Annotated in this window: 24 protein-coding genes and 1 pseudogene; 16 read left to right on the forward strand and 9 right to left on the reverse strand. The window is 68.9% G+C overall.

Annotated features, from left to right (window positions below):
- The coding region (locus BN11_RS01965; protein ID WP_201329195.1) for a dienelactone hydrolase family protein at nt 1-435 on the reverse strand (435 nt) is incomplete at its 3' end.
- A gap of 185 nt (nt 436-620) precedes the next feature.
- Between BN11_RS01965 and BN11_RS01970 the strand changes: the two genes are divergently transcribed.
- The 5 genes from BN11_RS01970 to BN11_RS01990 all read left to right on the forward strand — a co-directional run bounded on the left by BN11_RS01970 (nt 621) and on the right by BN11_RS01990 (nt 5,355).
- Nucleotides 621-1,022, forward strand: coding sequence for a RidA family protein (locus BN11_RS01970; RefSeq protein ID WP_048693768.1), 402 nt, complete (start codon nt 621-623; stop codon nt 1,020-1,022).
- Between the two features lie 342 nt (nt 1,023-1,364).
- Complete coding sequence (gene dnaK / locus BN11_RS01975; protein WP_048693771.1) at nt 1,365-3,260, forward strand: molecular chaperone DnaK; 1,896 nt, start codon at nt 1,365-1,367, stop codon at nt 3,258-3,260.
- On the forward strand, nt 3,257-3,835 hold the full coding sequence (locus tag BN11_RS01980) for a nucleotide exchange factor GrpE (protein WP_053083969.1): 579 nt from the start codon (nt 3,257-3,259) through the stop codon (nt 3,833-3,835). Before dnaK ends, BN11_RS01980 begins: the two co-directional genes overlap by 4 nt.
- A gap of 18 nt (nt 3,836-3,853) precedes the next feature.
- Nucleotides 3,854-4,882 carry a DnaJ C-terminal domain-containing protein gene (locus BN11_RS01985; protein ID WP_048693774.1) on the forward strand — a complete coding sequence of 343 codons (1,029 nt, stop codon included), beginning with the start codon at nt 3,854-3,856 and terminating at the stop codon, nt 4,880-4,882.
- Nucleotides 4,883-4,887: 5 nt separating this feature from the next.
- Nucleotides 4,888-5,355 (forward strand): heat shock protein transcriptional repressor HspR, encoded by a 468-nt coding sequence (locus BN11_RS01990; RefSeq protein ID WP_048693777.1) that lies wholly within the window; start codon nt 4,888-4,890, stop codon nt 5,353-5,355.
- A gap of 83 nt (nt 5,356-5,438) precedes the next feature.
- On the opposite strand, the pseudogene BN11_RS01995 reads toward BN11_RS01990, so the two are convergent.
- The 5 genes and pseudogenes from BN11_RS01995 to BN11_RS21195 form a co-directional block, all read right to left on the reverse strand.
- Nucleotides 5,439-5,714: pseudogene (locus tag BN11_RS01995) on the reverse strand (cytochrome P450); the annotation flags it as partial.
- 445 nt (nt 5,715-6,159) lie between these two features.
- Nucleotides 6,160-8,718, reverse strand: a complete 2,559-nt coding sequence (locus BN11_RS02000; RefSeq protein ID WP_048693783.1) for an MMPL family transporter — start codon at nt 8,716-8,718, stop codon at nt 6,160-6,162.
- 16 nt (nt 8,719-8,734) lie between these two features.
- Nucleotides 8,735-9,394, reverse strand: a complete 660-nt coding sequence (locus tag BN11_RS02005; protein ID WP_048693787.1) for a TetR family transcriptional regulator — start codon at nt 9,392-9,394, stop codon at nt 8,735-8,737.
- 67 nt (nt 9,395-9,461) lie between these two features.
- Nucleotides 9,462-10,148, reverse strand: a complete 687-nt coding sequence (locus BN11_RS02010; RefSeq protein WP_048693789.1) for a DUF4230 domain-containing protein — start codon at nt 10,146-10,148, stop codon at nt 9,462-9,464.
- Between the two features lie 61 nt (nt 10,149-10,209).
- The gene (locus BN11_RS21195; RefSeq protein WP_053083970.1) at nt 10,210-10,782 is read right to left on the reverse strand and encodes a winged helix-turn-helix domain-containing protein; all 573 of its coding nucleotides are present in this window, start codon (nt 10,780-10,782) and stop codon (nt 10,210-10,212) included.
- Nucleotides 10,783-10,980: 198 nt separating this feature from the next.
- Between BN11_RS21195 and BN11_RS02025 the strand changes: the two genes are divergently transcribed.
- Nucleotides 10,981-11,655, forward strand: coding sequence for an MFS transporter (locus BN11_RS02025; RefSeq protein ID WP_162213139.1), 675 nt, complete (start codon nt 10,981-10,983; stop codon nt 11,653-11,655).
- Between the two features lie 33 nt (nt 11,656-11,688).
- Here BN11_RS02025 and BN11_RS02030 read toward each other — a convergent pair whose 3' ends face one another.
- On the reverse strand, nt 11,689-12,279 hold the full coding sequence (locus BN11_RS02030) for an MOSC domain-containing protein (RefSeq protein WP_048693797.1): 591 nt from the start codon (nt 12,277-12,279) through the stop codon (nt 11,689-11,691).
- Between the two features lie 81 nt (nt 12,280-12,360).
- Here BN11_RS02030 and BN11_RS02035 point away from each other — a divergent pair, with 81 nt between their 5' ends.
- Nucleotides 12,361-12,639, forward strand: coding sequence for a hypothetical protein (locus BN11_RS02035; RefSeq protein WP_048693802.1), 279 nt, complete (start codon nt 12,361-12,363; stop codon nt 12,637-12,639).
- A gap of 15 nt (nt 12,640-12,654) precedes the next feature.
- Here the strand turns inward: BN11_RS02035 and BN11_RS23350 are convergent, their stop codons facing one another.
- Nucleotides 12,655-12,813: a hypothetical protein gene (locus BN11_RS23350; protein WP_162213140.1), complete on the reverse strand. Its 159-nt coding sequence runs from the start codon at nt 12,811-12,813 to the stop codon at nt 12,655-12,657.
- Between the two features lie 245 nt (nt 12,814-13,058).
- On the opposite strand from BN11_RS23350, the gene BN11_RS02045 reads away from it, so the two are divergent.
- The 5 genes from BN11_RS02045 to BN11_RS02065 are packed head-to-tail and all read left to right on the forward strand — an operon-like array spanning nt 13,059 to nt 17,714.
- Nucleotides 13,059-13,571: an RNA polymerase sigma factor gene (locus BN11_RS02045; RefSeq protein WP_048693809.1), complete on the forward strand. Its 513-nt coding sequence runs from the start codon at nt 13,059-13,061 to the stop codon at nt 13,569-13,571.
- Complete coding sequence (locus tag BN11_RS02050; protein WP_048693812.1) at nt 13,568-14,335, forward strand: hypothetical protein; 768 nt, start codon at nt 13,568-13,570, stop codon at nt 14,333-14,335. Before BN11_RS02045 ends, BN11_RS02050 begins: the two co-directional genes overlap by 4 nt.
- 18 nt (nt 14,336-14,353) lie before the next feature.
- The gene (locus BN11_RS24960) at nt 14,354-14,584 is read left to right on the forward strand and encodes a hypothetical protein (protein WP_048693815.1); all 231 of its coding nucleotides are present in this window, start codon (nt 14,354-14,356) and stop codon (nt 14,582-14,584) included.
- Between the two features lie 25 nt (nt 14,585-14,609).
- Nucleotides 14,610-16,295: an FAD-dependent oxidoreductase gene (locus BN11_RS02060; RefSeq protein ID WP_048693818.1), complete on the forward strand. Its 1,686-nt coding sequence runs from the start codon at nt 14,610-14,612 to the stop codon at nt 16,293-16,295.
- Nucleotides 16,296-16,328: 33 nt separating this feature from the next.
- Nucleotides 16,329-17,714 (forward strand): glycoside-pentoside-hexuronide (GPH):cation symporter, encoded by a 1,386-nt coding sequence (locus BN11_RS02065; protein WP_048693821.1) that lies wholly within the window; start codon nt 16,329-16,331, stop codon nt 17,712-17,714.
- Here BN11_RS02065 and BN11_RS02070 read toward each other — a convergent pair.
- Nucleotides 17,705-18,154 (reverse strand): PaaI family thioesterase, encoded by a 450-nt coding sequence (locus BN11_RS02070; RefSeq protein ID WP_201329196.1) that lies wholly within the window; start codon nt 18,152-18,154, stop codon nt 17,705-17,707. The two genes, BN11_RS02065 and BN11_RS02070, sit on opposite strands and share 10 nt — an antisense overlap.
- A 175-nt stretch (nt 18,155-18,329) precedes the next feature.
- Here BN11_RS02070 and BN11_RS02075 point away from each other — a divergent pair, with 175 nt between their 5' ends.
- The 4 genes from BN11_RS02075 to BN11_RS02090 form a co-directional block, all read left to right on the forward strand.
- Complete coding sequence (locus BN11_RS02075; RefSeq protein WP_048693825.1) at nt 18,330-18,716, forward strand: hypothetical protein; 387 nt, start codon at nt 18,330-18,332, stop codon at nt 18,714-18,716.
- Between the two features lie 251 nt (nt 18,717-18,967).
- Nucleotides 18,968-21,529 carry an ATP-dependent chaperone ClpB gene (gene clpB, locus BN11_RS02080; RefSeq protein ID WP_048693827.1) on the forward strand — a complete coding sequence of 854 codons (2,562 nt, stop codon included), beginning with the start codon at nt 18,968-18,970 and terminating at the stop codon, nt 21,527-21,529.
- A 118-nt stretch (nt 21,530-21,647) separates the two neighbouring features.
- On the forward strand, nt 21,648-22,334 hold the full coding sequence (locus BN11_RS02085; protein ID WP_048693830.1) for an LppX_LprAFG lipoprotein: 687 nt from the start codon (nt 21,648-21,650) through the stop codon (nt 22,332-22,334).
- Between the two features lie 4 nt (nt 22,335-22,338).
- Nucleotides 22,339-22,924 (forward strand): MFS transporter (locus BN11_RS02090; RefSeq protein ID WP_048693833.1); only part of this gene is annotated, 586 nt, incomplete at its 3' end.

Genomic DNA, 22,924 nt, shown 5'->3' on the forward strand with positions numbered 1-22,924 from the left:
CGCGTCGAGGCCGGCGGCGCGCGTCGCGAGCCGGGCGCCCATGCAATAGCCGGTGACGCCGATGGCACCCGGTGCGCACTGCGACAACGCACGCAGCGCTGCGACGTATGCCGGGACGTCGACCGCCGCCGCCGCGCCGTCGAGCCGCCCGATCATCGGCATGACTCGTGCGAAAACCTTTGCGGCAGTGTCCGGGTCGCGCAGATCGGCGGGTGGGGAGACCTTCGCGACCCGGCCAGAACGATAGAGAGTGTTGGGTGCCAGGACGACATATCCCCACGACGCGATGCGATCGGCCATCGCCTCGATCTGCGGGCGTAGCCCGAAGGCGTCCATGAAGAGCAGCACCCCGGGATGGGCGTCTGCCTCGTCCGGGGTGGCCACGATCGCCTCGACCCGCTCCGTCGCTACCGGGATCTCGATCAGCTCACGCATGCCTCGAACCTAACCGCCCGATCCGGGTCTCGTCACCGCGGCAAGGTCACGGCCACGGCGACGGCGACGCAGCGCGCGGACGGTGTCTCGTCGTCGCCCTGCGCCCCGGGTAACGGCGCCGTGTGCTGGCGCGTCGTGTCGCAATGTGCGCAACAGGGCGCTCCGGCGACGCGATACTGGCGGACATGCCGGCCGACCTGATCCGCTCCGGTCTTCTGTCCGATGTCGCGCAGTACGCGTATGCCGCCGCCGTCCCCGAGGGCACTCGCCTCGTCTTCCTCGCCGGGTCATGCCCGCTGGACGAGTCCGGTGTCACGGTCGGGACCCGGGACTACCTGCGCCAGGCTGAGCAGTGTGTCGCCAACTTGCGCACCGTCCTGGGAGAGCTGTCGGCCGACATCACCGACTTGGTCAGTACCAGGGTGCTGGTCGCGAGCCCGGACCAGCAGGATCTCGGCGCCGCCTGGCACGGATACCGGGCTGCCATCGCACCGCACGACCCGCCGAGCACACTCCTGGGCGTCACCGTCCTCGGCCACGACCACCAGCTCGTCGAGATCGAAGCCGTCGCCGCGATCCGCTGCTGAGGAGCGATGTCACCGGTCTGGCATCGCCGGCCGCAGCGTCGGCTCGGTCACGGGGTCGGGTCTGCAACATCGTCGGGTGCTTGGCGCATCCTCACCCGGGGCAGGGGGTCGATGCATCGAGGGCCCGACGATATGCGTAACGACGACGCGAGCAGTCAGCAGGGCGGTGGTCTCACGAGGAGGAATGGTCGCCGACTTTCTCCGGGGATCGGGAACACCGCCGGGGTGTCAAGGGTTGAGTCAAGCAGACGCAAGTTTCTGGACCTCAAGTTGCGCAAGCCGCCTACGGTCCTTAACTTGAGTGCAAGCAGCTCAACTCTCACACACAAGGAGCATCACCACATGGCCCGTGCAGTCGGTATCGACCTCGGAACCACCAACTCTGCTGTCGCCGTCCTCGAAGGCGGCGAGCCCACCATCATCGCGAACGCCGAGGGCGGTCGCACCACCCCGTCCGTCGTCGCCTTCGCCAAGAACGGCGAGGTCCTCGTCGGTGAGGTCGCCAAGCGGCAGGCCGTCACCAACGCCGACCGCACCCTCCGCTCGGTCAAGCGCCACATGGGCACCGACTGGAAGACCGACGAGATCGACGGCAAGAAGTACACCGCGCAGGAGATCTCGGCGCGCATCCTTCAGAAGCTCAAGCGCGACGCCGAGGCCTACCTGGGTGAGCCCGTGACCGACGCGGTCATCACCGTCCCGGCATACTTCGACGACGCCGAGCGCCAGTCCACCAAGGAGGCCGGCGAGATCGCGGGCCTGAACGTCCTGCGCATCGTCAACGAGCCCACCGCGGCCGCGTTGGCCTACGGCCTCGACAAGGGCAAGGAAGACGAGCTCATCCTCGTCTTCGACCTCGGCGGTGGCACCTTCGACGTCTCCCTCCTCGAGGTCGGCAAGGACCCCGAGGACGGCTTCTCCACCATCCAGGTCAAGGCGACCAGCGGTGACAACCGCCTTGGTGGCGACGACTGGGACGACCGGATCGTCCAGCACCTGCTCACCACGGTGAAGAACACCACCGGTGTCGACCTGTCCAAGGACAAGATCGCCATGCAGCGTCTGCGCGACGCCGCCGAGCAGGCCAAGAAGGAGCTGTCGTCCGCGACCAGCACCAACATCTCCCTGCAATACCTCTCCATGAGCGAGAACGGCCCCATCCACCTCGACGAGACCCTCACCCGGGCCCAGTTCGAGCAGATGACCAAGGACCTCCTCGACCGCTGCAAGGCCCCCTTCCAGAACGTCATCAAGGACGCGGGCATCAAGCTCGAGGACATCGATCACGTTGTCCTGGTGGGTGGTTCGACCCGTATGCCGGCCGTTTCCGCCCTCGTGAAGGAGCTCGCCGGCAAGGAGCCCAACAAGGGTGTCAACCCCGACGAGGTCGTCGCCCTCGGCGCCTCCCTCCAAGCCGGTGTCCTCAAGGGTGAGCGCAAGGACGTCCTGCTCATCGACGTCACCCCGCTCAGCCTCGGCATCGAGACCAAGGGTGGCCTGTTCACCAAGCTCATCGAGCGCAACACCGCCATCCCGACCAAGCGTTCGGAGGTCTTCTCCACCGCTGAAGACAACCAGCCGTCCGTGCTGATCCAGGTCTTCCAGGGCGAGCGCGAGATGGCCCAGATGAACAAGAACCTCGGCACCTTCGAACTGTCCGGCATCGCGCCGGCTCCGCGTGGCGTGCCCCAGATCGAGGTCACCTTCGACATCGACGCCAACGGCATCGTCCACGTCACGGCCAAGGACCGCGGCACCGGCAAGGAGCAGAAGATCACCATCTCCGGCGGGTCTGCCCTGTCCAAGGAGGAGATCGACCGCATGGTCAAGGACGCCGAGGCGCACGCCGCCGACGACGCCAAGCGCCGCGAGGAGACCGAGTCGCGCAACACCGCCGAGCAGCTGGTCTACTCGACCGAGAAATTCCTCGCCGACAGCGGCGACAAACTGACCGACGACCTGCGCAAGCCGGTCGATGAGGCGTTGGCCGACCTTAAGGAGGCCATCAAGCCCGAGTCGACGGCCTCGGTCGAGGACATCAACGCCAAGGTGACCAAGCTCAACGAGGAGTCCCAGAAGATGGGCGCCGCGCTGTATGCGGCGTCCGCCGAGCAGGGTGAGTCGCCCAACATGGGTGGCGGCGAGTCCACCGACTCCGCGCAGGGCACGACCCCCGCCGACGACTCCGACGTCGTGGACGCCGAGGTCGTCGAGGACGACGAGGACGACAAGAAGTGACCGATTCCCCGATCACCCCGAACGGCGGGCAGCCGGTCGAGGCGGACGCGGTGAACACGGAAGCGGCGAATGATGCCGCCGCGCCTGCGGATTCGGCTCCGGCCGAGTCCGCGGGCGCGCCCCCGCCGGACGCCGTCCACCCGGACACCGTCCTGGCCGCCGAGCGTCTGAACGACCTGCAGCGGCTCAACGCCGAATACGTCAACTACAAGCGTCGCGTCGACCGTGACCGGCCGCTCATCCAGGAGCGTGCGATCGCCGACGTCCTCGAGGCGCTGCTCCCGGTGATGGACGACATCCAGGGCGCGCGCGACCATGGTGACCTCACCGACGGTCCGTTTGCCGCCATCTCCGACAAACTCGAAAACACCTTGGGGCGCTTCGGTTTCGAGCGTTTCGGCGTCGTGGGTGAAGCCTTCGACCCCGAGCAGCACGAGGCCCTTATGCACCTGCCCGACGCCGACCTGCCGGCCGAAGCCACGACGACCACCATCGTCCAGGTGCTCCAGCCCGGCTATCGTGCCGGCACCAAGGTCATCCGTCCGGCCCGCGTGGCCGTCGCCGATCCGCAGTAACGAAGGGAGGACGCCAACATGGCTAGCCAAGACTGGTTCGAGAAGGACTTCTACGCGATCCTCGGCGTCCCCAGCGACGCCGACGACGCGGCCATCAAGAAGGCCTATCGCAAGCTCGCCCGGCAGCACCACCCGGACAAGAACGCCGGGGATCCCGCCGCCGAGCAGAAGTTCAAGGACATCACCGAGGCCCACTCGGTGCTGTCGGACAAGAAGCAGCGTCAGGAGTATGACGCCGTTCGCCAAATGGCCCGTGGCGGAGCCCGATTCACTGCCGGCGGCCCCGGCGGGGGCGCCGGCGCCGAGGGCTTCGAGGACATCTTCTCCTCGATGTTCGGCGGGCAGGGCGGCAACGTCCGCTTCAGCACCCGCGGGGGCGGCGGCCAGCCGGACCTGAATGACATTCTCGGTGGTCTGTTCGGCCAGCAGGGTGGGTTCGGGCAGGGTTCACCGTATGGCGATCGCGGCGGCTTCGGCGCCCCGCGCGGGCCGCAGCGGGGCCCGGACATCCAGGCCAAGACGACCCTGAGCTTCCGCGACGCGGTCGAGGGCTCGACGGTCACCCTCAGCGGCCTGGACGGGCAGCGCATCACCACGCGCATCCCGGCCGGTGTCAAGGATGGCCAGAAGATCAAGCTGCGCGGCAAGGGCGGCGACGGTGATCCCGGCGCCGCCAAGGGCGACTTGATCCTCACCGTCTCGGTCGAGAAGCACCCCGTCTTCGGACGCGACGGCGACAACCTGACCATCGACCTGCCGGTCACCTTCGCCGAAGCCGCCTTGGGCGCAACGGTTGCGGTGCCGACGCTCGACGGTCACGCCGTCAAGGTCAAGATCGCTCCGGGGACTCCGTCGGGCCGCGTCCTGCGAGTCAAAGGTCGCGGCGTCAAGACCAAGTCCCACACAGGAGACTTGCTCGCCAAGGTCGCCATCCTTGTGCCGCAACGGCTTTCCGACGAGGCGCGAGCTGCGATCGAGACGCTGCGCGCTCAGGAAGAGGGCGCCGACCCGCGGGCCGACCTCTTCCGCGAAGCGGCGAAGGACTGATCGTCATGGCGACCAACGGGCTCGGCCCCGATGACGAGACTCCGGTCTTCGTCATCTCCGTCGCGGCCCAGCTCGCCGGTATGCACGCGCAGACCCTCCGCCAGTACGACAGGCTCGGGCTGGTCACCCCCACCCGCACCCCGGGCGGCGGCCGGCGCTATTCGGCGCGGGACGTCGCCCGGCTGCGGGAGGTGCAGCGCCTCTCGCAGGAGGAGGGCGTCAGCCTCGCCGGCATCCAACGGATCCTTGACCTCGAGGACCACGTCGAAGCTCTGCGAGCGCGAGTCGAAGAGTTGACCTTCGCGTTCCAGCGTGCCGAAATGGCCGCTGGGCGAAGGGTTTTCGCTGTCGGCTCTGCCGGGGAGACCATCGTGCTCCGTCCCGGCGAGCGCCCTCCGCACCTCGGCGCGCAGGCCTTGGTGCGCTGGGATCCCTTCGCCCCCCGGCCCCGCACCCGCGCCGGCCAGCGCTGACCGGAAGCGTCAGTGGGTGACCGCCGACAGGCGCAGGGGGATCCTCTCGATCGGGTTCACCGGCAGCTCCGGGTGCGACCGACTCAGGTCGTCACCGCGCAGCCGAGTGTCAGATCCGGCAGCGCGCGGCTGAGCTCGCGCAGCGTCACCAGCAGTTCCAGCCGGGCCAGCGCCATACCGATGCACGCGTGAGCTCCGGCCCCGAACGAAAGATGGCGCGGCCCAACGCGATCCACGTCGGGGGTGTCCGGATGGGGGAAGACCTCGGGGTCGCGGTTGGCGGCGCCGACCGCGGGGATCACGATGTCGCCCGCGCGGATGGTCACTCCACTCAACTGGACATCGGCGATGGCCTTGCGAGCTCGAAGGAGTTCATCGGCAGGTCATCGAAGTCGACCGTCGTCTGGGTGTCCATGGGCCGCGTCCTTTCACTGGTTGGCGCTTCGACGCTAGATCGCAGCCCCGGCGCAGGGGCAAGCACTCCCGATGCGCAGTGGTACGGGACCGTTGGCGGCCGGTCGTGGCGGATGCGTACAGCCCTGCGGGAGCGCAGCGCATCCGCCACGGGTCGGCCTCAGCCGCAGCAGCAACAGAAGGTGCCGGGCGGGAACGTCATACAGCAACAGGTGTTGCAGAAGGCTCCGGACTCAGTCACGCCGTGGCCGGCGGTGAGGTGCCGCCGACGCTAGGTCGGGGACGCCGCGCAAGGGCAACGGGGAGCATTCCGTACCGTGCCGCTATCCGGGAGGGCAACTGGTCGTGAATACGTACAACGTTCGTCGCCGTGCTGAAGGATCCGAGAGTCTAGGCGCCAGCGGGTTGCGTCGCCGTGGGTCGGCCGGGCGTCGGGCCGGTGTGGCCTTCGAGGCTGGCACCCTCGACGTCGACATTCGGTATGAGGCGGTCCAGCCAGCGCGGGAGGGTCCAGGCACGTTCGCCGAGCAGTTGCATGATGGCCGGGGTCAGCGTCATCCGCACCAGCCAGGCGTCGACGATCACGCCGACGGCGAGGCCGAGGCCGATGGGCCGGATCATCGCCAGGTGGGAGAAGACGAAGCCGCCGAAGACCGACGCCATGATGATGGCCGCGGCCGTGACGACCTTGGCCCCGTGGAGGAAGCCCGACTTCACCGCGCGCTGGGCGTCCTCGCCGTGCGCCCACGCCTCGCGCATGCCGGTGACGAGGAACATCTGGTAGTCCATCGCCAGGCCGAAGAGCACGCCGATGAGGATGATGGGCATGAAGGACAGGATCGGTCCGGGCGTGCTGACGCCGAAGAGGTCGGAGAGCCACCCCCATTGGTAGACGGCGACCGTCACGCCGAAAGCCGCCGCCACGGACAGCAGGAATCCGGCCGTCGCGACCAACGGCACGACGAGCGAGCGGAACACCATGAGCAGGATGACGAGCGAGAGGCCGACGACGGTGAGCAGATAGCCGGGCAAGGCGGCGCTCAGCTTCTCGGAGATCTCGATATTGGCGACCGTCTGGCCCGTGAACCCAACCGTCGTGCCGGTGATCTCGCCCAGGTGGGCGGCGCTGTCCTGCAGGTTGTGCACGGTGTCGAGCGTGGCCTCATCGGCCGGCCCGCTCTGGGGAATCACCTGCAGCGCAATGGTTTTGTGGTCGTCCGACACGCCGGCGACGGCGGCGCCGTCCACGCCGGCGGAGTCAGCAAGGGCGATGGCGAGTTCGGCGGCCGCGTCCTGCGCCTGCTGCGCGGTGGGCTGCGCCGAGTCCATCGTCGCGACGGCCAGCACCGGGCCGTTCATGCCCTTGCCGAAGTGCTCGTCGATGATGTGATAGGTCGTGTAGGCGGAGCTGCCCTTCGGCTCACTCGACCCGTCGGGGAGGCCGAGTCGGATGGAGAGCGCGGGCAATGCGAGCACGACGACTGCGGAGACCACGGCGAGGATGGTCAGCCAGGGGTGACCGGTCGTCAGACGGACATACCATCCGCCGTGCTCCTCCTCGTGCTCGTCGCCCGGTATGACGCGCGTCGAGTCGTCCGCCGGCGTCGAGTATCCGTTGGCGCGCCACAGCCGGCGTGAGGCCACCCGGGTGCCGACCAGGCTGAGCAGCGCGGGCGTCAGGGTGACGGCGACGAGCACCGCGACCGCGACGGTGCCGGCGGCGACCAGGCCCATCTGGGCGAGGATGGGGATGCCCGACAGGACGAGGGCCGCGAGGGCGATGACCACGGTCATACCGGCGAACGTCACGGCGCTGCCGGAGGTCCCGACGGCCCGTCCGATCGATTCGCGCAGGGGGGTGCCGTGCAGATACATCGACCGGTGCCGGTTGACGATGAACAGGGCGTAGTCGATGCCGACGGCGAGGCCGAGCATCAGGGCCAGGGTCGGCGTCATCTGGTGCATGTCGAAGAAGTGTGAGGCGGCAACCGCGCCGGCGAGGCCGACACCCACACCCATGATGGCGCCGACGAGCGGCAGACCGGCCGCGATGAGGGTGCCGAGCATCGCGACAAGGACGATGAGCGCGATGGTGAGACCGATGATCTCGCCGGGCCCGACGAGCGAGATCTCCTGCACGATCTCGCTTGAGTAGTTTGCCTTGACGCCCGCCGCGGCGAGTTCGCCGGCACGCTCGGGGATCTGCGAACGGGCCTCATACGGAACGGAATTGACGTCGTCGTCGAACTGGATCTGGGTCAGGGCGTAGCGCCCGTCGGAGGTGACGAAGTGCATGCCGCCGAGTGAGTCGATCTGGGCCTTGCCGACGTTGTAGCGTTGCCAGCCGGCCTCGAGGTCGGCCTTGCCGGCCTCCCACTCCTTCTCACCCTCGGCGAGCTGCGCTTTGCCGTCGGCGACCTGCTTGCGCAGGGCTGGCAGGCTGGGGTCGTTCCGGTCCTTCTGGGCGACGAGCTTGATCAGGCCCTCGCCCTGGGCGACCTGGGCGCCGGCTTTGTCGAGCTTGGCACGTCCCGTTTCGAGATCCTTCTGCCCGTCCGTCAGCTTCTTCTCGGCGGCGTCGAGTTCGGTGCGCGATTCGTCGAGTTGTTGTTGGGCGGCAAATGGATCGGTCACGGCGGTGACGTGATCGACGTTCTTCCACGAGGCGATCGTCTTCTCGATTGCCGTCTTCTGCGAAGCAGTGAACGCGCCGGTCTCGCTCTCGAAGACCACGGTGCCGAAGCCGCCGCGGAACTCGGGGATCTCCGCGCCCAGCTTGTCGAGCACGGACTGGAACTCGCTGTCGGGCAACGAGAATTTGCTCGTCATCGGCGTGCCGAAGCTCGCCGCCGCGCCGCCCACGAGGACGAGCACAGCGAGCCAGAGGGCGATGACGGACTTGGCGTGCTCGGCGCACCAACGCCCGATTCGATAGAGGATTCGTGCCATAAGGGAGTCGGCCTCCTCAGCCGATCGGCGCGGCGTCGAACCCGCGACGGAAGTAGTTCATGCTGGTGGCGAGCGTGGCCCGGAAGGCAGCCACACCCGAGGGGGAAAGGTCGGCGCCGGTCTGCTCGGCCCAGCGGATAATCGCGGCCTGGGCGGCCGAGACGATCGCGGTGGCGAGGGAGACGACATACAGGTCATCGCTGCCCGCGGGGACCCGCGAGCGGACGAAGTCGATGAGCCACTCCAGCCAGTCGAGCATGGCGGTGTGCAGCACGGTCTTGGTATGCGGTGCGGCAGTGCCGAGCGCCCCCAGGACGGCGACGCGGTGCAGGAGGGCTTCCTGGGCCGGCGAGGACGCCAGCTGCATCAGGCCCTCCAGGAGTGGCTCGTCGGCCGGCAAGTCCTCGAGAGCCCCGCACACCTCGTCGAGCAGGTCGGTGACGCCGCGGACGAGGACCGCCTCGAGGGAAGGGAAGTAGTTGAAGAAGGTGCGGCGCGAGACGCCGGCGCGGTCGGCGATGGCCTCGGCGGTCATCGCCTCGAACCCACCCTCGGCGAGCAGCGCGTAGGCCGCGTCGACGAGTTGCTGGGTCGTGCGGGCCTTCTTGCGCTCCCGCAGGCCGCTCACCGCCGTGACCGCACCGTGGACGGTGCAGTCGCTGGGAGACATGCTCATGTCTCCACTGTGACACCATCATGCACTCAGTGCAAATTTGCCCCCGAGTGCAGCTATGAGATGTGCGTTACTGGAGCGCCCCAGGCTCGTCCGCATAGATGACCGTGACGGTGGTGAAACCCATTTGATGCCCGAGTGCGGTCAGGAAGTCGCGGCCGTTCTCGCGGGCGGTCGCCTGCAACCCCGACTCCCCGGCGGCCTGCTGCAAGGCCGCCACCGCGGCCTGGTCGAGCGCCTGCCGCTGCTCGAGCGGTGCGTCGTCGAAGAACTCCCCGACGCGCGTGCCGATGCCGCGTTGCTGGGCGACGATCCGCGACTTGCCGAGGTCCACCTTGGGCGTCGTCAGGGCCGGGGCGGGCACCGTGATCCTCAGCGTGCCGGCCTCTTTGTCGGCCTTGATGTTATTGTCCTGCAACGACTTCAGGTCGATGAGCGCGTCGATGCTCCCCTGATAGATCGCAACACCGGAGTTTGCGTCGATGACATCGGGCACGATTTCGGACAAGATGCCCTTGTCCTTGTCGTAGCCGTAATAGACGGGCACCGAATAGGACCCGGTCGCGGCCCGCAACTCCGCTGTCTTGCGGATCTCGAGCAGGGTCGTGTCGCCAGGCGCCGGTGGCGCGTCCTCGCCGAAGAGGGCATCGCGAAAGCTGCTCAACGCGCCGGCGAAGAGCACGGCCAGGGTCAGCACGCCCACGGCCACGACCACCAGGGGCAGCCACGTGCGCTGGCGCACGGTCGGTGTGCTCATCGCAAACCCCACATGCGGGCCACTCTGCCATCCGTGGCGGGAGGGAGGGCCGCAGATCGGGTCACGATTCGTCTGCGGGGAGGATGAGGGCAAAGACGTCATACGGGGTCGCGCCGGCGGGGTGATCACGCCGCGTACGGCCCCGCAGATCCGCCACGGCCTCCCCGAGGCGTTCCCGCAGTTGCCGCTCCTCGTCCGGCGTCAGCCACAGGCGGCCTCGAGACGTCATTCCCTGCTCGCGGCCCTGCGCGACCGAGGCTGTGAGCCGCTCGAGCCCGTCCTCGAGGTCCCCGAGCCACGCGTGGACCGAGGTCCGACTCGCGTCGAGCCCCGCGCGCCGATGGGCCGTGGGCAGCACGGTGATCGAGTCGGCGGCCGAACGCCACGGTCGTTCCCGGCCGTCGTCGCCAGGCGCATCGCGCACCGCGACACCCCATTTCTCGAGGGCGCGCAGGTGATAGCTCGTCGCCGACGGCGTCAGCCCCACGAGCTTCGCCGCCTCCGTCGCCGTGAGCGTCTCGCCGGCATACAGCTCGGAGATGATCCGCTGCCGGGCCGGGTGGGCCAGGGCGCGCAGGGCGCGCGGGTCCTCGATCCGCAGCTCGGTGCGAGCGGTCGTGCGGGAGGTCGGCATACGGCCCATCGTAATAGTTGCTTCACAACTGTGAAGTGATACCTTCATGACCATGAAACAAACGCTTCACGAATGGAGACAGATCGGTCGTTCTCGGGACGCGGTGATCCTGCTCGTGGCCGCGATCGGGTCGCTCGTGACGGACGCGATGGCCATGGTTGCGCTTCTGCTGCGCGTGCACGCGCAGTCTCCGGCCTCGTGGTGGCCGCGCTCCTTCTCCGCCTGCCGCCGCGGGTCGACGGAGAGCCGGCAGATCCCGCCCGGCTGGAGTTCCTGCCACGTGACGGCATTCGCGAACTGCGTCGTCACCCGGCGCTCGTGCTCCTCGTGTGGGCGCTGTTGCCGCTCATCGTCGCCCTGGAATCCGTGAACGCCGTCGAGGTCTTCCTCTTACGAGATGTCCTCGGCGCCAGCGCCTTTCAATTTGGCCTGGGGGAGGCGGCCGCCGGGACCGGAGCGGTCGTGGGGGCTTTCGGGGCTGGCGCGGTGCACGGCACGAGACGCCGGATCCTCGTGATCGTGATATGCCTGTCGCTCCTGCCGGTGGCGCAGATCGGGCAAGGCCTGGCGCCCGACTTCCTCGTCTTCCTTGCCCTCGGGTCGATCGTCGGCCTGACGCTGGGCCTGAGCAATGCCCTCGTCTTCACCCTGCTCATGAGCATTCTGGCGGACACCGTGCGGGCGCGCGTCCTCGCCTTCGTCGGCGGTGCATCGCGCGCGATGGGCCTGATCGCGCTGCTGCTCGGAGGCACGCTCAACGCGACTGTGGGGCCCCGCGGCGCCTATGTCGTGGCCGGGGTCGCCGGCCTGGTGGCCGTGGCGGTCGCCGCCGTCCGGCTGCGTCCGCACCTGCGTGCGGGCGCGCCACCCTAGGAGGGCTGAGCGATGTCGTCCAGACGGCAGGTGTCACCCGGCCCGGCGCACGGTCACCGTGTCGCCGACGCGCACCTCTCCGGCCTGGGTGACCCGGGCGTTGAGCCCGCGAAGCCGGCGGGGCCGGCCGTCCTTGCCGTTGACGAAGCGCATGGCCTCCGGCCCGAACCGCTCGACGAACTTCTTGCAGCCGGTATGCGGCTGATCCGTCACCTGGATGACCGCGCCTGGTGCGTCCGGATCACCGAACAGCAGCAGCGTCCACTCGGGCAGATTGTCTTGGGAGAGATCGAGATCCAGATAGAGCTGGTCGCCGGCGAGCGGTTCCAGGGCGGGATCCTGGGCGAGGAACTCCACCATCGGGTGGCTCATGACGTTCAGTTGCATGTCGGGGTGGGAAGACCCGTCACTGGTCCGCTTCGATCCGCGTTCGATCCAGGTGTCGCCCTGCAGTCCGTATGCCGGGTCCAGCCTTCCGACGCCGAGCACCTCGCGCTCGCCCACCGCTGGGCGCCGCACGATGAGCTTCACCGTGCCCCGATCCTTGGCGGTGGCGTCGAGCGTGGGCAGGAATTCAGCCAGTTCCTCCGGGGTCCGGTAGTGAGCGACGCGGGTGGGAGCCATCGCCAGAGCATGGCAGCCGGCGGTCGAGCAGCGCAGCCGGTTTCACGCCTCGGGCGCGGTCTCCCGTCATACAGTGGCCGCGTGAGCGAGCACCTGCTGGTCTTCCCCGAGCGTGACGACGCCGACGAGGTCGCCGAGGAACTGCGCGACGAGGGCTTCACCGAGGTCCGCGTCCTTCGGCAACCGCTGGCCGGTGAGGACGACGCCGAGTCCGACGAGTGGGCGGTCTATGTCCGCGAGGCCAATGTCGATGACGACAGCGGCGCCGTCGCGTCCGGCCTGCGCGACCGCTTCGAGGCGACCGCGAGCGAGCGCGGTGGCTGGTACGACCCCGAGCCCGAGCCGCGCTACGAGAGCTGAGACGCCCGCGCCGGTTCAGCGGCAGGCGGCGACCGTCGCGACGGTCTCCGCGTCCAGCGATCGAGGGGTCAGGCCGATCGCGCTGCCGCAGGCGCGCGTGTCCAGGCTCAGGTCGCGCCCGATGAGGTCGGCGGCCAGTCGGGAAAGGGTCAGTTCCGAGTCCTTCTTCTGCACCCGCAGCCGTGCGGCGTCGGGCCCGCAACCCGGCCGTGAGTGCCGCATTGGGCATCGACACCACCGGACGGCGCGGATGGCCGAGCGCATCGAGGATGACGCGCCCGAGCCGAGGACGACGATGCGCATGGGGGCCTTTCGAGATGCGGGGGCGGTTGGTCATTCTCGCAGCGAGCACCTGGCGAAGAAGTCGCGCCCGCATGCAACCGGCCGGTCGCCCGGGTGCGTTCTTGTGATGATCGCAGATGCTGATCGTGGTGCCGGAGGGAGGCCTGGTGGACGCTGCTGAGTTCGATCATTGGTACGCCGCGGCATACCCCCGGTTGGTCGCCCAGCTCACCGCGCTCGTCGGCGATCGCGCCGAGGCGCAAGATTGTGTCCAGGAGGCCTTCGTGCGCGCCTGGGACAGGAAGCCCACTCTCGAGAGCGTCGGCGAGCAGGACGCGTGGATCCGCACCACGGCATACCGGCTGGCCGTCAGCCGCTGGCGCCGGCTCCGGCGCGGCCGGGAACTGACCGCACAAGGACTGCGAGCCCCGCGGGATCCCTTGGCGGACAGTGAGACTCGGCTCGATCTGCTGGACGTCCTGCAGCGGCTGCCCCTCGATCAGCGGCGCGTCATCGTCCTGCACTATTTCGCCGACAGATCGGTCGCTCAGATCGCGGCGGAGATCGGCGTTCCCGAAGGGACCGTCAAGTCCCGGCTGCACCGTGCTCGCGCCGGCCTCGCCGGCGTATCCGAGGGGAGTCTTCGATGAGCGATATCGACACCCGCTTGCGCGAGTTGGCCGAGCGTCTGCGCGCGGATCCCGACGTCGACGGCGCAGAGGTGCGCAGCATCGGTCGTCGGCGTCGCGTGCGCCGCCAGATCGCGATGGTCTGTGCCGCCACGGTCGTGACCGTCGCCGCGGCCTTCGGCGGTGCGTCCTTGTGGAACTCGCCCACGCCCCCCGCCGGCCCGCAGCCGGCCGTGGTGCCCGTGTGGGCGGAGCGCATCGCCGACGACCCGCAGGTGTTCCGGCATGCCCCCGGGGGGTCCGGACTGGCCGGCGCCACGGCGACGGTGGAGGGCACTTTGGCGATCGCCGGTGGGTGCCTGGTCCTCCAGGGCCCGCCAGCGGAGTCCCCCGAAGGCACGCCCCGAGTCCTCGTCCTCCCCGTCGGCGCCACCTGGACAACGGACGGTGGGGGGATGGCGAGTCTTGGAGCCGAGGGCGCCAGTGTCCTCCCGCTGGGCACGAAAATCACTGCGCGATTTGGTATTTCGGAGCGCACGGACAGGACTTTCTCCGACCTTTGCCCGGGAAGCGCCGGGTATGCCGCCCTCGCGACGCCCGACGCCGTCGTCTCCGCCCAGCCGCCGAGCGCCGCCGCCGACACCACGACCCCCGCGAGCCTCGACACCATCCCCCTCGCGGACGGTCTGGAAGGGGCCGGCGACGGTTCCCTCGACAAACCGTCGCGGGACCTCGTCGGCCAGGTCTTCGAAGGCCTCGGCGACTGCCTCAACAGGGGCACCTGACGTGCCGAGTCCGGCGCCGTGGATGCGATCCCCGCCGTCCTGACCAGCTCCTCGGGGCAGGTCTCCCGAGTGGCCCGGATGTACGCGGACGATGCCTCAGCCCAGGACGCCCTCACCAGGTGGCGCACGGCCGCGAGCGAGTGCGACGGGCTCACCGTGGAAGACGAGGCCGACCGCGCCGACGACCGGCAGACCCTCGCGATGCTGGCCAAGGGCATGTGCCGATTCACGACGGAGGGCTGCTCCTGACGAGAAGGCGGCCTACGATCCCCATGTGACCGAGGCACCACGGGGGAGCAAGCCGGCGATCATCATCGTCTCCGCGGAACACGCGGAACACCTGGCCGACGAGTTCGGCCGGTATGCCCGTGACTATGACATCGTCACGGCTCGCTCGGGCGATGACGCGATGGCCGCGACGATGCGGGTCGTGCGGCGCGGCGGCGACATCGCGATGTTCGTCGCGGATTCGATGCTGCCCGACATGCATCCCCTCGTCGGCATCAGCATGCTGCGCTCGGCCGTGCCGACCGCCCGCCGGCTGATCGTCTCGCCGTGGGACCGGTTCCGCGAGGACGGGCCAGCCTTGCGTCCGGGCCTGCAGAAGGGCAAGTTCGACGCTTTCCTGCTCATGCCGCGGGGGGCGCGGGACGAGGAATTCCACACTGCCGTATGCGAATTGCTCTCCGAGTGGGGCGCGACGGTGCCGGTGCCGCTGGTCGACTCGGTCCAACTCGTCTCCGACAACGGTGGTGGCCTGACGCTCGCCATCCGCGACTACCTCGACCGGGTCGGGTCGCCCAACCGGCTCTACACGCCCGAGAGCGAGGTGGGCCGGGAGATCGTGGCGCTGTATGACGGGGAGCCGACCTACCCGCTCATGCGCGCCTACATGACCGATCACATCGTCGCGCCCGGCAGCGTGCGCGAGGTGGCCACGATGATCACCGGCCGGCCGGACGACATCCTCGTCGACACCGTCGCCGACATCCTCATCGTCGGGGCCGGGCCCGGCGGGCTCGCCGCGGCGGTCTACGGCGCGAGCGAAGGGCTGAGCACGGTGGCGATCGAGGCGGAAGCCATTGGGGGACAAGCAGGTACGTCCTCGATGATCCGCAACTACCTGGGCTTTCCGCGCGGGATCTCCGGCGGCAAGCTCGCGCAGCGCGCCCGCAGTCAGGCGATCCGTTTCGGCACGCAGTTCTTCACCGGCTGGCCGGCGACGGCGCTGAAACCGGGGAAGGGGGGCGATCCGCATACCGTCTGCACCGAGGGCGGCGACGTGCGCGCCCGAACCGTCGTCATCGCGAGCGGCGTCGACTACCGGCGCATCGGCATACCGGCGATCGACGAACTCGTCGGGCGGGGCGTCAACTACGGCGCGGCGATGACCGCCGCCCGCGAGATGGAGGACCAGCCGGTCTTCGTCGTCGGCGGCGGCAACTCGGCGGGCCAGGCCGCGGTGCATCTGGCGCGCTTCGCGCGGTCGGTGACGATCCTGATCCGCCGGCCCGATCTCAGCTCGACGATGTCGAGGTATCTGATCGACGAGATCGACCACAACCCGCGAATCACGGTGCGCGGCAACGCGGCAGTCGTCGACGGTGGCGGTCAGGATCAGCTGGAGTGGATCGAGATCGAGGACACCGAGACGCACGAACGCAGGCGGACCGACGCGCGGGGACTGTTCCTGTTGCTCGGCGCCGAACCGCACTGCGAGTGGCTGCCGCCGGAGGTATGCCGCGACGAGCGGGGATTCGTCCTCACCGGGCGGGACGTCCCGATGGAGTATTGGGTCGACAACTGCCCGCCGGAGAGCCTCGCGACGTCCGTGCCCGGGATCTTCGCCGTCGGCGACATCCGCTCGGGGTCGATGAAGCGGGTCGCGTCGGCCGCCGGCGAGGGCGCCAGCGTCGTCCCGCTCATCCATGCCTATCTCGAACGCCCCGCCGACGAGTGACGCCGGCGCCTACCCGCCAGTAAGGTTCGCCGCATGACCGACACCGCCGCCGGCGGGTTGCGCGGGCAGCGCAGCCCGGAATTTCGGCGCAACCAGTGGACTTTCGGCATCGGCACTCTCGGCCGGGACGCGATCTACACGCTCGTCAGCTTCTATCAGGTCGTCTTCCTCACCGAGGTCCTCGACCTGCCCGACGCGACGATGTGGTGGGTCTCGGCGGTGCTGCTCGGCGTGCGGATTGTCGACGCCTTCCTCGACCCGGTCGTCGGCGCATTCGTCGACAGCACCCGCACCCGGTGGGGGCAGTTCAAGCCGTGGATGCTCGTCGGCGGAGTGGCCTCGGCGGTCATGACGGTGCTCCTCTTCACCGATACCGGCCTGCGCGGGGGCCAACTCGTCGGCGTGTACGGGCTGTTCATGCTGTTGTGGGGCATCACCTGGTCTGCCCACGACATCTCCTACTGGGGGATGCTGCCGGCCCTGTCGGTCAACCCCGTGGAGCGGGAGCGAATGGCCGCGGTGGCCAAGACGTTCGCCTCGGTCGGGCAGTTCGCCGCCGTCGCCGGGGTGCCGGTCGCCGCGTCGGCCGTGGCCGGCGTCGACGGCGGGGACGCGGCCTCCTGGCGCTTCGTGGCGATCGTCATTGTCACGATCGCGCTGGTGCGCGAACGCAAGGACATCGACCTGGAGGGTGAGCGCACCGGCATTCGCGAACTCCTGCGAGCCCTCTTCCGCAACGACCAATTGCTCTGGGCCGCAGCGGCATACCTGCTGTTCATGCTCGGGTACGGCACGACCGGATCCTTCGGCTTCTACTACTTCAAGTACGTCTACGGCGACGAGGCGGTCTTCCCCGTCTTCGCGCTGTTCGTCGGGCTGGGGCAGATCGCCGGCCTGGCGACCTTCCCGTTCGTGCGCCGCCGCTGGTCGCGCGGACAGATCTACACCTGGTCGACCCTGGCGATCCTCGTCACCTATGTCGTCTTCTACTTCGCGCCACTCAACCTCGTGGTGCTGGGCGCACTGGCATTCACGCTCTTCTTCCTTGCGAGCTTCATCATGCTGCTGATGCTCGTCTTCCAGGCCGACACGATCGAATACGGCCAGTGGAAGCTGGGCCGTCGCAACAACGCCGTCACCTTCGCCCTGCAGCCCTTCATCAACAAGACCTCGGCGGCCATGAACACTTGGATCGTCTCTGCGACAATCATTCTCGCCGGAATCAATGACGCGGACACCGCCGCGGACGTCACCGACCGTGGCGTGACGATGGTGAAGACCTCGATGCTCTTGATCCCGGCCGTCCTCGTCGTCCTGGGCTATCTCGTATGGCGCGCGAAGTTCCGCATCGACGAGGCCCTGCACGCGCAGATCGTCCGCGAACTCGAACCCGAGCTGCGCCACCGACCTCAGGATTGAGCGCGGCGCACGGTGCCTTGCGCGACCGCGACGATGCTGGCCTGGTCGTCCTCGTCGAACGCGACCACCTCGCAGCTGCATACGGCCGACCGGCTCGTCGACGTGACAACGGTGGCCGTGGCGACCAGGTAGGCGCCGGCGGCCGGGCGGATGTACGCCACGCTCACGCCGGTCGTGCGGACATCCGCTCCGAGCAGCGAACCCGCAGCGAAGGTGATGGCGTTGTCCGCGGCGTACGCGAGCACGCCGCCATGGGCGACCCCGTGTTGCTGGAGCAGATCGGCGCGTAGCGGAATCTTGAGCGCGGCAGCGCCGGTGCCGAAGGCAATCAGTTCCGCCCCGACGAGGGCGCTGAAGTTCTGGCCGGCGAGGACCGCCAACGCATCGTCGAATGTGGGGAGTCGGCCGGTCATGGAGGTGCCTTCCGTCGGAGGGTGCACGTGCTCATCCTCCAGCGCCACGCCGGCCCGTCGGGCCGGATGGGACAAACCTCACGACGGGTGTGCCGTCGCGGATGGGGGGCGCCCGCCAATTGCGCAACTGCTTGGGCGGGTGGCTGAGCGCTCGGATGCTTAAGGTGAGGACAGCCCTCATCGCCCACTTCAGGAGCCCTCCATGGTTTCGCGTCCCCGTGGCAGGCGCCCGTACTTCGCCTTCACGCCTGGCGCGGACTCGCGCGTCCCGGGGGTCAAGCCCGGGCGCAGCTACGGCATCACCGGCGGCACCCAGATCCCCACGCCCAGCTACCCTGGCGAGGACCGGCCCGCGGGAGCGCCTCAGGACGTGCCGGCGCAGACGCCGCCCCAGGCCCCGCAGCGCATCCCCGGCCAGGGTGGACAGGTCAACGACCCGATGGCCGGATGGCCGATCCCGCACAAGACGTGGCAGACCAAGAACGGTTCGCAGGTGACGGTCGCCGGCTGCTGCCTGCCACTTCCCTTGCTGACCACCCTCGGTGCTGCGGCCCTCGGCCTCGCGAAGATGCCTTCTCGACGACCGTGAATCGTCATCTCGACGGGGTGGGCCCTGGCGATCCACGCCCTTGCCCATCGGGATGTGGGGTGATCACCCACATCCCAATGGATAACGCCGTATCCATCGCATGGCTCCGCGACGGCAGCCGGTCGGCTCGGCCATACGGACGGCCCGGCCACACGCCATACCGGAGAGGGTTGAGCGGATAGACTCAACTTTGGCAGGGTTGACAGAGGTAACGACATTTGCCCTACCCGCACAAAGGAGTCACCACCTTCATGGAACTCAAGCCAACCACCAAGGTTGCCGAGATCCTGGCCATTGCTCAGCGCGCGGCCCAGACGGCCGGCAACCCCGAGATCACCCCTGCTCACGTCGCGCTCGCGGCCACCGAGGTCCCCGAGACCACGGTCCCCGCGCTCCTCGCCGCCGGCGGCACCAGCCCCGAGGCGGTCGCGTCCGCGGCCCGCTCCGAGATCGCCTCGCTGCCCAAGGTCAGCGGGTCCAGCAGCGGTCCCGGCTTCGGCCAGGCCGTCATGGCCGTGTTGAACCAGGCCGACACCCTGATGAAGGCGTGGGGGGACACCTATCTCTCGGTCGACGCTCTCATCCTCGCGCTCGCCGAGAAGGGCGCGCTGCGCGGCGTCGACGCCAAGGCCGTCGAGGATCAGATCGAGCAGCTGCGCGCCGGCCGCAAGGTCACGACGGAGAACCCCGACGCCACTTCCGAGGCGCTCGACAAGTACTCCACCGACCTGACCCAGGCCGCCCGCGACGGCAAGCTCGACCCGGTCATCGGCCGCGACACCGAGATCCGCCGCGTCGTGCAGGTCCTCTCCCGCCGCACCAAGAACAACCCCGTCCTCATCGGCGAGCCCGGCGTCGGCAAGACCGCTGTCGTCGAAGGCCTCGCCCAGCGCATCGTCGACGGCGACGTCCCGGAATCGTTGCGCGACAAGCGACTTCTCTCCCTCGACCTCGGCGCGATGGTCGCCGGCGCGAAGTACCGCGGTGAGTTCGAGGAGCGGCTCAAGGCCGTCCTCGAGGAGATCAAGGCCAGCGAAGGCCAGATCATCACCTTCATCGACGAACTGCATACGGTCGTCGGGGCCGGCGCGACCGGCGAGGGCGCCATGGACGCCGGCAATATGCTCAAGCCGCTCCTGGCCCGCGGCGAACTGCGGCTCGTCGGCGCGACCACGCTCGACGAATACCGCAAGCACATCGAGAAGGACCCCGCCCTGGAACGCCGCTTCCAGCAGGTCTTCGTCGGCGAGCCGAGCGTCGAGGACACCATCGCCATTCTCCGCGGCCTGAAGGAGCGCTACGAGGCGCACCACAAGGTGGAGATCGAGGACAGCGCGCTCGTCGCCGCGGCCGATCTCTCCGACCGTTACATCAGCGGCCGCCAACTGCCCGACAAGGCCATCGACCTCGTCGACGAGGCGGCCTCCCGCCTGCGCATGGAGATCGACTCCAGCCCTGTCGAGATCGACCAGCTGCGCCGCTCCGTCGACCGGATGAAGATGGAGGAGCTGCACCTGGCCAAGGAGAGCGACGATGCCTCGAAGGAGCGCCTGGCCAAGCTCCGCAAGGACCTGGCCGACTCCACCGAAGAACTGAACGCCCTCGAATCACGTTGGGAGGCAGAGAAGTCCGGCCTCAACACGATCGGTGACCTGAAGGCTCAGCTCGACGAGCTGCGCACCCAGGCCGATCGGCTGCAGCGCGAGGGCAACTACGAGCAGGCCTCCAAGCTGTTGTATGGCGACATCCCGGCGCTCGAGAAGCAACTCGCGATCGCCAACGAGAACGAGATCGCCCGCGGAGCCACCGACCTGATGGTCAAGGAGCGCGTCGGTCCCGACGACATCGCCGAGGTCATCTCGGCGTGGACCGGCATCCCCGCCGGCCGACTCCTGCAGGGCGAGACCGAGAAGCTGCTGTCGATGGAGTCGATCATCGGGGCCCGCCTGATCGGCCAGGGCAGTGCCGTGCAGGCCGTCTCCGACGCCGTGCGGCGTAGCCGTGCCGGGCTCGCCGACCCCGACCGGCCCACCGGGTCCTTCCTCTTCCTCGGCCCCACCGGTGTCGGCAAGACCGAACTCGCAAAGGCGTTGGCGGACTTCCTCTTCGACGACGAGCGGGCCATGGTCCGCATCGACATGTCGGAGTACTCCGAGCGCCACGCCGTCGCGCGCCTGATCGGCTCCCCGCCCGGCTATGTCGGCTACGACGAGGGCGGCCAGCTGACCGAGGCGGTTCGCCGCCGGCCCTACAGTGTCGTCCTCTTCGACGAGATCGAGAAGGCCCACCCGGAGACCTTCGACATCCTCCTGCAGGTGCTCGACGACGGCCGCCTGACCGACGGCCAGGGCCGCACGGTCGACTTCCGAAATGTCATTCTCGTGATGACCTCCAACCTCGGCAGCCAGTTCCTCATCGACCCGATGCTGAGCGCGGAGCAGAAGAAGGAGGCCGTCATGTCGACGGTGCGCCAGGCCTTCAAGCCCGAGTTCCTCAACCGGCTCGACGACATCATCATCTTCGACCCGCTCAGCCAGGACGAACTCGCCCACATCGTCGAGCTCCAGGTCCGCCAGCTCGCCAGTCGCCTGCACGACCGGCGGATCACGCTGGAGGTCACGGACGCCGCGCGGGACTGGCTGGCCAAGACCGGCTACGACCCGGCATACGGCGCCCGCCCACTCCGCCGCCTGGTCCAGCGCGAGATCGGCGACCGGCTCGCTCGTGCCGTCCTGGCCGGGCAGGTGCGCGACGGCGACACCGTCACGGTGGACCTGGCCCCCGACGGCGACTCCCTGACCGTCGCCGCCTGACCGCCCGGCCTTCCTTCCAGGGAGTCCGTATACGTGGGCTCGAGCCTGCCTACCATCGCCGCCTGGTCGCCACCGAAGTGACCGGGATCGATCACCCGCAACGGGTATCGTTCGCCTCATGCGTCGTCGTGCCGTCCTCGCAGCCGTGCTGCTGCCCGTGGCCGTGGTCGCCTGCTCGGGGGAGAAGAAGGCCGCCGCCGACCCGGCGGCGGCCCTGGCCGCGGCCAAGACCACCCTCGACGGCGCCCAGGCCGTCACCCTCGACCTGAAGTCCGACAAGCCCATCCCGTCCGGGCACAACGGGGTGTCGGCTGCCAAGGGCACCGGACTGATCGACCCGACGACGCCGAAGTTCCAAGGCACCGTCAGCGCGGTCGTCAGCGGCGCACCCGTGACCACCGACGTGATCACCATCGGCGACACGACGTGGATGAAGCTGTTCACCCCCACCTTCACCAAGGTCGACCTCAAGGCCCTCAACGCCCCCAACCCCGGCGGCTTCTTCAAGCCCGACACCGGCCTGTCGCAGATCCTCGCCAAGACGAGCGACGCCGCCGGAGGCACCGAGAAACGCTTCGGCAAGGAGGTGCTCACGGCTTACACCGGGAAGGTCCCCGGCGCCGTCGTCAAGAGCCTGCTCAACCTCGGCGCCGACACCTCCACCTACGCTGCCGAGTTCGGCATCGCCGAGGGCAACCAGCTGCGCACCGCCAAACTGACCGGCCCGTTCTACGACACGGGCGACTCGAGCTACGAGATCGTCCTGACCGACTACGGCAAGACCGTCGAGATCGCCCAGCCCTGACGTCGTGACTGCCCCCGCGCCCGCCGCCCGGGCCCGCCCGCGCGCGCTGCTCGGGTGGGCCGCCGTCGCGGTCGCGCTCGCCGCCGCCGACACCTATGTCGTGGTCCTCGCCCTGACGGAGATGATGCAGGGCGTCGGTCTCGGCATCGAGAACCTCCAGCGCGCCGCCCCGATCATCAGCGGCTTCCTGCTCGGGTATGTCGCCGTCCTCCCGCTCATCGGGCGTCTCGCCGATCTCGTCGATCGCCAGCGCGTGCTCATGTGGTGCCTGGCGATCTTCACGATCGGCAGCGGCCTCACCGCCCTCGCTGTCGAATTGCCCGTCCTCGTCGCCGGCCGCGTGATCCAGGGGTTGGGTGGGGGCGGGCTGGTGCCGGCGACGCTTGCCATCGTCGCCGCGTCCTGGCCGCCGCACGAGCGAGGTATGCCGCTCGGTCTCGTCGGTGCCGTCCAGGAGCTCGGGTCGGTGGTCGGGCCCGTGCTCGGCGCTGCCGTCCTGGCCGTTGCCGACTGGCGGATGATCTTCTGGCTCAACGCGATCGCCGGCATTGTGCTGGCGGTGGTGATCCGCCGCGGCGGCCGGGCAACCG

It is taken from the genome of Nostocoides australiense Ben110, assembly GCF_001050535.1.
GTDB lineage: Bacteria > Actinomycetota > Actinomycetes > Actinomycetales > Dermatophilaceae > Nostocoides_A > Nostocoides_A australiense.